This window comes from Bacillus sp. NH11B, from assembly GCF_001884205.1.
Lineage (GTDB): Bacteria > Bacillota > Bacilli > Bacillales > Bacillaceae_G > Bacillus_A > Bacillus_A proteolyticus.
This window is the reverse complement of the sequence record NZ_MAOG01000084.1, coordinates 1-5543: the sequence shown is the minus strand read 5'-3', so window position 1 is coordinate 5543 and position 5543 is coordinate 1. Positions and strand designations below refer to the sequence as shown.

The 5543-nt window shown below is 34.9% G+C and carries 8 protein-coding genes and 3 pseudogenes; 6 read left to right on the top strand and 5 right to left on the bottom strand.

Annotation, left to right across the window (positions count from 1 at the left end; genetic code table 11):
- A partial coding sequence (locus BAU27_RS11855) for a CPBP family intramembrane glutamic endopeptidase (protein ID WP_139254644.1) occupies positions 1–421 on the top strand: 421 nt, incomplete at its 5' end.
- A gap of 116 nt (positions 422–537) precedes the next feature.
- On the opposite strand, the gene BAU27_RS11850 is transcribed toward BAU27_RS11855, so the two are convergent.
- The 3 genes and pseudogenes from BAU27_RS11850 to BAU27_RS11845 all read right to left on the bottom strand — a co-directional run.
- Positions 538–669: a winged helix-turn-helix transcriptional regulator gene (locus tag BAU27_RS11850; RefSeq protein WP_083595971.1), complete on the bottom strand. Its 132-nt coding sequence runs from the start codon at positions 667–669 to the stop codon at positions 538–540.
- Positions 635–784: a hypothetical protein gene (locus tag BAU27_RS32325; RefSeq protein ID WP_175546540.1), complete on the bottom strand. Its 150-nt coding sequence runs from the start codon at positions 782–784 to the stop codon at positions 635–637. The genes BAU27_RS11850 and BAU27_RS32325 overlap by 35 nt, the downstream gene beginning before the upstream one ends.
- A pseudogene (locus tag BAU27_RS11845) lies at positions 764–916 on the bottom strand (IS110 family transposase); the annotation flags it as partial. The gene BAU27_RS32325 and the pseudogene BAU27_RS11845, both read right to left, overlap by 21 nt.
- Before the next feature lie 285 nt (positions 917–1201).
- On the opposite strand from BAU27_RS11845, the gene BAU27_RS11840 reads away from it, so the two are divergent.
- From BAU27_RS11840 to BAU27_RS11825, 4 genes and pseudogenes are all read left to right on the top strand, one after another.
- Positions 1202–1717: a nucleoside deaminase gene (locus tag BAU27_RS11840; RefSeq protein ID WP_071770975.1), complete on the top strand. Its 516-nt coding sequence runs from the start codon at positions 1202–1204 to the stop codon at positions 1715–1717.
- A gap of 1 nt (position 1718) precedes the next feature.
- Positions 1719–2177, top strand: a complete 459-nt coding sequence (locus BAU27_RS11835; RefSeq protein ID WP_071770974.1) for an NUDIX domain-containing protein — start codon at positions 1719–1721, stop codon at positions 2175–2177.
- A gap of 92 nt (positions 2178–2269) precedes the next feature.
- Positions 2270–2401, top strand: a pseudogene (locus tag BAU27_RS11830) (zinc ribbon domain-containing protein); the annotation flags it as partial.
- Between the two features lie 104 nt (positions 2402–2505).
- On the top strand, positions 2506–3072 hold the full coding sequence (locus BAU27_RS11825; RefSeq protein ID WP_071770977.1) for a hypothetical protein: 567 nt from the start codon (positions 2506–2508) through the stop codon (positions 3070–3072).
- Positions 3073–3521: 449 nt separating this feature from the next.
- Here the strand turns inward: BAU27_RS11825 and BAU27_RS11820 are convergent, their stop codons facing one another.
- Entirely contained in the window at positions 3522–3740 is a 219-nt protein-coding gene (locus BAU27_RS11820; protein ID WP_071746629.1) for a hypothetical protein, read from the bottom strand.
- Positions 3741–4300: 560 nt separating this feature from the next.
- Here BAU27_RS11820 and BAU27_RS11815 point away from each other — a divergent pair.
- A complete protein-coding gene (locus BAU27_RS11815; RefSeq protein ID WP_071770973.1) occupies positions 4301–4807 on the top strand; it encodes a GNAT family N-acetyltransferase in 507 nt (168 codons plus the stop codon).
- Positions 4808–5331: 524 nt separating this feature from the next.
- Here BAU27_RS11815 and BAU27_RS32640 read toward each other — a convergent pair.
- Positions 5332–5543: pseudogene (locus BAU27_RS32640) on the bottom strand (hypothetical protein); the annotation flags it as partial.

The following is a 5543-nucleotide window of genomic DNA, read 5'->3' as shown; positions in this document are numbered from 1 at the left end:
ACTCTTTATTTTGTTTTTTATCTCCGCCACGTTTGAGGAACTGGGGTGGATGGGTTATGCGATTGAGCCGATGCAGGAGCGGTGGGGAGCACTTGGGGCAGGCCTGATTTTGGGCTGCGTGTGGGGAATATGGCATGTTATTCCGTTGATCGAGGCCCATCATTCTCCGGCATGGATTGCAGCCTGGTTCCTTGGCACCGTTACAGCAAGGGTCATTATCGTCTGGGTGTATAACAATACGGAAAAAAGCATCTTTGCATCCATCATCATCCACGCAATGCTGAATGTCATTGATTCTTTTCTACCAAGCTATGATGCGAGTTATGTCCAGGACATAACCGGTGTTGTAACAACCCTTGCGGCGATAATCGTCACATTCCTGTGGGGTTCACGAACACTGGCGCGGTTCAGATACGCGTAACAACGATCTTATTCTGCGTTTGGCCATATCAATATAATGAGGGAAAGCAGTCGCTTTCCCTCATTGTTTTAGCAGATGCGTTCCGACCGATCAATGAGTTTCTGATGTTCCTCTCCCTATTGATTCAACAAACCCATCAGCAGGATGAGGCTTTCCCCATATTCGGTCAAAGAGTATTCTACTTTGGGCGGAACTTCGGGGTATATCTCCCGTTTAACCAAACCATTGAGTTCCGCTTTCTTTACCATACCGATTTTTGTTATTCATCATTTGCTTGTAAGCCAATTTATCATGGGTTGCACAGTCAACAGCAGAGACGAAGCATCCGTATTCTGTCTTTTTAGCACTTACGAGTCTCGTCACGACAGAGTCACGGTTTGAGAGATAAACACGCAGCTCTTCAAAGGCCTCAGGTGTATTGCGAATGAAAGAGTAATAGCCTTTTTTGACCATATCCGCAATAACGAGTGCATCCTTTTTGTCGCTCTTAGAAGGGATACCGCCAGCATTTTGGAAAAAAGTACGCTAAGAGTATACAAGATTTTATACGGTTTTTCGGCTAATCCAGTAACAAACGAGAGCCATAAAACCGCACCAGAATAGGAATGTATAAAAAAGCATAGATCCCTAGAACAAAAAAGGAGGAACCCTTACTCTCATAAGGGTTCCTCCTTTTCCTTGCTACCGATAATAGGGCGTTATGATAACTTTACATGAATAAGATATTCATAATTTTTTAGAATTTCCTTTTGATATAATTGGATTTAAAAGGGGGAGATTATGTTGGTGAGTGAAACGGATTATTTGTTTTTAGAAATGGCCTTAGAAGAAGCAAATAAAGCAATGGAAGAGAATACATATCCAGTAGGTGCTATTATTGTTGGATCAAATAATGAAATATTGGGTAAAGGACGAAACAGAGTACATACTCAAGATGATGCTTCCGCTCATGCTGAAATTGATGCGATACGAGCAGCAGGAAAGAAACTTCTATTAGCAAAAGAAAACAGATTGCCCATTACAATTTACACAACACTTGAGCCATGTCCTATGTGTACTGGAGCTATACTTTTCTCTCATTTCACAAAGGTAGTATGGGCTTTAAATGATGACAAAGGATTTGGTGGGTATCTCAAGATAAATAATACTCGTGCCTTTGAAGAACGCTTTAACAAGATCGAACATATTAGTGAACCATTTGAAGACTTGGCTATCAAACAGAGAGAATTAATGTTGGAATGGGCTAAGAATCCAAATAACATCCGGAATAAGGTTCTTTTAAGGAAATTACGATAAGATGATTAGACAAGCGGTGGGAGCAATCATAGTTCAACGGGATGAATTTTTATTGGTACATAAGGTGAAAATTAGCGATACAATAGAGGAACATAAAATGTCAAAGGGTGAATGGGACTTTCCTAAAGGAGGGGTTAAACATTCAGACCATGACTTAGTAAGTGCTATTTTGAGAGAACTTGAAGAGGAAACCGGCTCCAAAAAGTTTAGGGTTATCAAGCAATTTGAAGAAAAAATTTGTTTTATTTTTCCTAAAGAAATCCAGGTGAAACTGGGTTATGAAAAACAAGAAACCACTATGTTTTATGTAGAGTACATAGGAGACAGAATAGATTTACATCCAAAAGATAGTGAAATAAGTCATGTAGAATTTTTTCAAACACCTAATTTATTAGAAATTCTAAGTCATGATGATACAAAGAAATTTTTTCAACAAGCGTTTTTAAATAACTTCCGCTAACGGTGATTATGTGAACTTCATATCAGATTGGTATTTAATAAAAGAAATTTTATAAGTTGATCGAACATCTAAAAGGAGTATGGGTATTTTGAGAAAATCTAAACCTACGTAAATGGGACTGCCCTTCTTGTCGTACACACCATGATAGGGATATTAACGCAAGTATCAATCTAAAGAATGAAGCAATAAGGCTTCTAACCGCAAGGACTGTGGAGATAGCCTAATAAATTAGAGTTCGATAGAACTCTTTACTTAGGAATCCCCCTCTTCTAAACGAAGTGAAAGTGGAGGTAGTTCAAGAGGCGGAAAAGGAAAAATGAGGGGAAATATGAGCAAAAAAAGAAAACGTTATAATCATTATGCTAAAAATATTAAAAAGAAGAGAAAGAGAGCGGATTCGAAACCAACACTTATTCAAATAATGTTACGATTGACGGCGAAAATCTTATATGCCATCATTGTATTGTTTATTATTTCTATAGTTAAGTATGTGATACTTCCGGATTATTGGAGTGAACTTCCAGTTGAGGTTGCAGTCATTCCTTTTTTTATCTTGTATTTCCATCTGTTTGATGATATATGGCCAGAAGAAAATAGGAAGAATAGTAGAAGAAAAATGAAGGAAATAGAATCGAAACCAACATTTATTCAAATAATGTTACGTTTGATAGCAAAAATTTCATATGTCATCATTGCAATTTGTATTTACTGCATTATATCTATATTTTTTGTGTCTTGGGGCTTTTTGGGGGATTTATTACTTGGGATGTTAATGATTGTTTTCATTGTCTTGTATTATCAGCTGTTTGTATGGCAAAACAAGAATGTGAATAGGAATACGAGTGAAAGAAAAAAGTCTGGAGATAGTGATTCAGATTTATCATCGGGGAACTAGGATAGCAGTAACGGTTGTGATAATACGAATGATAGTAACTTCCGTAACTTAGGAGATGATGAAAGAAATTCAAACATAAATTAGTTTGTAAATGTTTGGGATGCGTGAATTGAGAAATACATAATACGATTCTTTCTGCAATGAAATTAGACTATGTTATTCATGATATTAAAAGAGACGACTCAAAGAACAAGGAGCATCAAGTTTTTGAGTTGTCTCTTTTTTATCGTTAAATCACCGCATCAAAGTCATTTAAATTGGTAAACGTCAAGTAACTCAAAAATATACAACAAAGGTTGATTTTAGAGTTACTTGACGTTTACTTTTTAATCAAACTTTATTTCAAAGCTACAATAACACCACTTATCAGTAGTCCATGTATCTAGAAATCTCAAAAAGTCCCTTCAGATCTCTGAAGAGACTTTTTATTCATAAAACTATTAGAAAAGTTACTTAAAAGATTTTTTCCAATTTGAATAATAATAAATGAACTGAATTAATAAAGTTATTACTGCAATGCCAGTAAAGGTTACAAAATAAGTTAATCCCAATTCTAATAAATATATTACTATTAGCGCGTTAACTACTAAAGGAATTGAAGCTAAAACATTATAAAAACGTTTTTTATAAAAAAGATGATCTTTTTCATTTATATAATTATTGACCATAAAAATCCTCCTCGTACTGTCCACAAGTACATTATCTCTTTCCGAATATGTGTTGCATATCCCATGTAAATTTAGCACATAATTTAATTGGACTTACAGATTGCTCTTCAACGAAAATTATACCTAATTTTTTGTAAAAAATATACAATTTAAACTTTTCGCAAAATATATAATGGAAACATCTGTTATACGAACGCATTAGAATAGTATAGTTATCTATACCTATGAATGAATATTATTATGATGTTGATATTGTTTTAAAGGGTTTTATACGAAATGAACAAATGGATTTTTTAGGAAGCGAAAATGATATACTATTTTATTTTCTTAATTCACATAATTTTCGAAATTAAAATCTATGGATGTCAATATTTGTTATATAATATATTTGTCAAAGCATTACCCCTGTAGTTTCTAAGATGAACCTGTAAGATAGTTTGTTTGTCCCGTATATTCACCTTAAACAAAAAAACTTGTAGGGATTCCTACAAGTTCTTTTTGTTTTTCCGGTTAAATGTTGACTTGAAATAAAGTTACTATTTTTTGAGGGGGAAAAGTAAATGTTTGTAAAAGCAGACAGATTATTAATACGAAAATTTGAGTTCAAAGATTGGCAAGCTGTCCATGAGTATACATCAGATATCAATGTTATGAAATACATACCCGAAGGGGTTTTTACTGAAGAAGATACAAGAAACTTTGTGAATGAAAACATTGGTGAAAATGCTAAGAACTTTCCTGTGGTATTAATAGATGACAATATCCTAATTGGTCATATTGTTTTTCATAAATATTTTGGTGAACATACTTATGAGATTGGTTGGGTGTTCAATTCTAAATATTTCAATAAAGGATATGCTTCTGAAGCAGCAAAAGCTACATTGAAATATGGGTTTAAGGAAATGAAATTACATAGAATTATAGCTACATGTCAGCCACAGAATACCCCATCATATCGAGTGATGGAGAAGATTGGAATGAGAAGAGAAGGCTATTTCAGGAAGTGTATACCACATGGAAATGAATGGTGGGATGAGTATTATTACGCTATTTTAGAAGAAGAATAGGGTTCTGGTGCAAACACTCCAAAACTTGGACATACTGATACTAGTACTCTAAAAAAGGAAGTGATTAGTATGGAAAAGTAAAATCTATTCTTTCAGGAATAGAAACGATGCATATCATTACAAAAAGGAATCCATAACGGGTTCCTTTTAAAGGTACACTTTTTAAACGCATAGCACCACAGCGCGATTCAGAAGCACATAGTAGCATCTTTCAAGAACCAAATAAAAAATAGTAGCTTAAGCCAAACGATCAGCTCACGCTACTATTTTTATTTATGTTGAATCTCTTAAGAATCTTAGTGTATGGATTGAATCATTTGGCGTAAATAATTTCTTCTTATAAAAGATTAATTAGACCTAGAAGGCAAAGTAGATAAAAGAAATGGATACTTCAGTAAAACTGATTTATCTACGGGACAAAATAGATATATTAAATAAAATGATCAAACTTTTTTTAACACCTACGCCTTGTTCCATGCTGCCTGGCGAATTCAAACGGCAAGCCGCTATTCGCCCTAGATCTATCACCCTTGCCACAGCGCAGGCTTTGTCACCATGAACCATAACATCGCCATTAAAAGAACAATGTAAATCCAAACAGAACGCCGCAACAATTGAATCAAGGCGTTCTCGTCTTGTCCCGTTTCGCTGAATTTTCGAATGGTCGGAGAAAAGGCGCGGGCCAGGAAAAATATTGAACTCGCCATGAGAATAAGGGTCATCATAATCCAAGGGG

Bases quoted from the DNA above. Each gene is read 5' to 3' on its own strand.
- BAU27_RS11850 (WP_083595971.1), bottom strand. From the start codon at position 669: ATGGTAAAGAAAGCGGAACTCAATGGTTTGGTTAAACGGGAGATATAC.
- BAU27_RS11840 (WP_071770975.1), top strand. From the start codon at position 1,202: ATGTTGGTGAGTGAAACGGATTATTTGTTTTTAGAAATGGCCTTAGAA.
- BAU27_RS11835 (WP_071770974.1), top strand. From the start codon at position 1,719: ATGATTAGACAAGCGGTGGGAGCAATCATAGTTCAACGGGATGAATTT.
- BAU27_RS11825 (WP_071770977.1), top strand. From the start codon at position 2,506: ATGAGCAAAAAAAGAAAACGTTATAATCATTATGCTAAAAATATTAAA.
- BAU27_RS11820 (WP_071746629.1), bottom strand. From the start codon at position 3,740: ATGGTCAATAATTATATAAATGAAAAAGATCATCTTTTTTATAAAAAA.
- BAU27_RS11815 (WP_071770973.1), top strand. From the start codon at position 4,301: ATGTTTGTAAAAGCAGACAGATTATTAATACGAAAATTTGAGTTCAAA.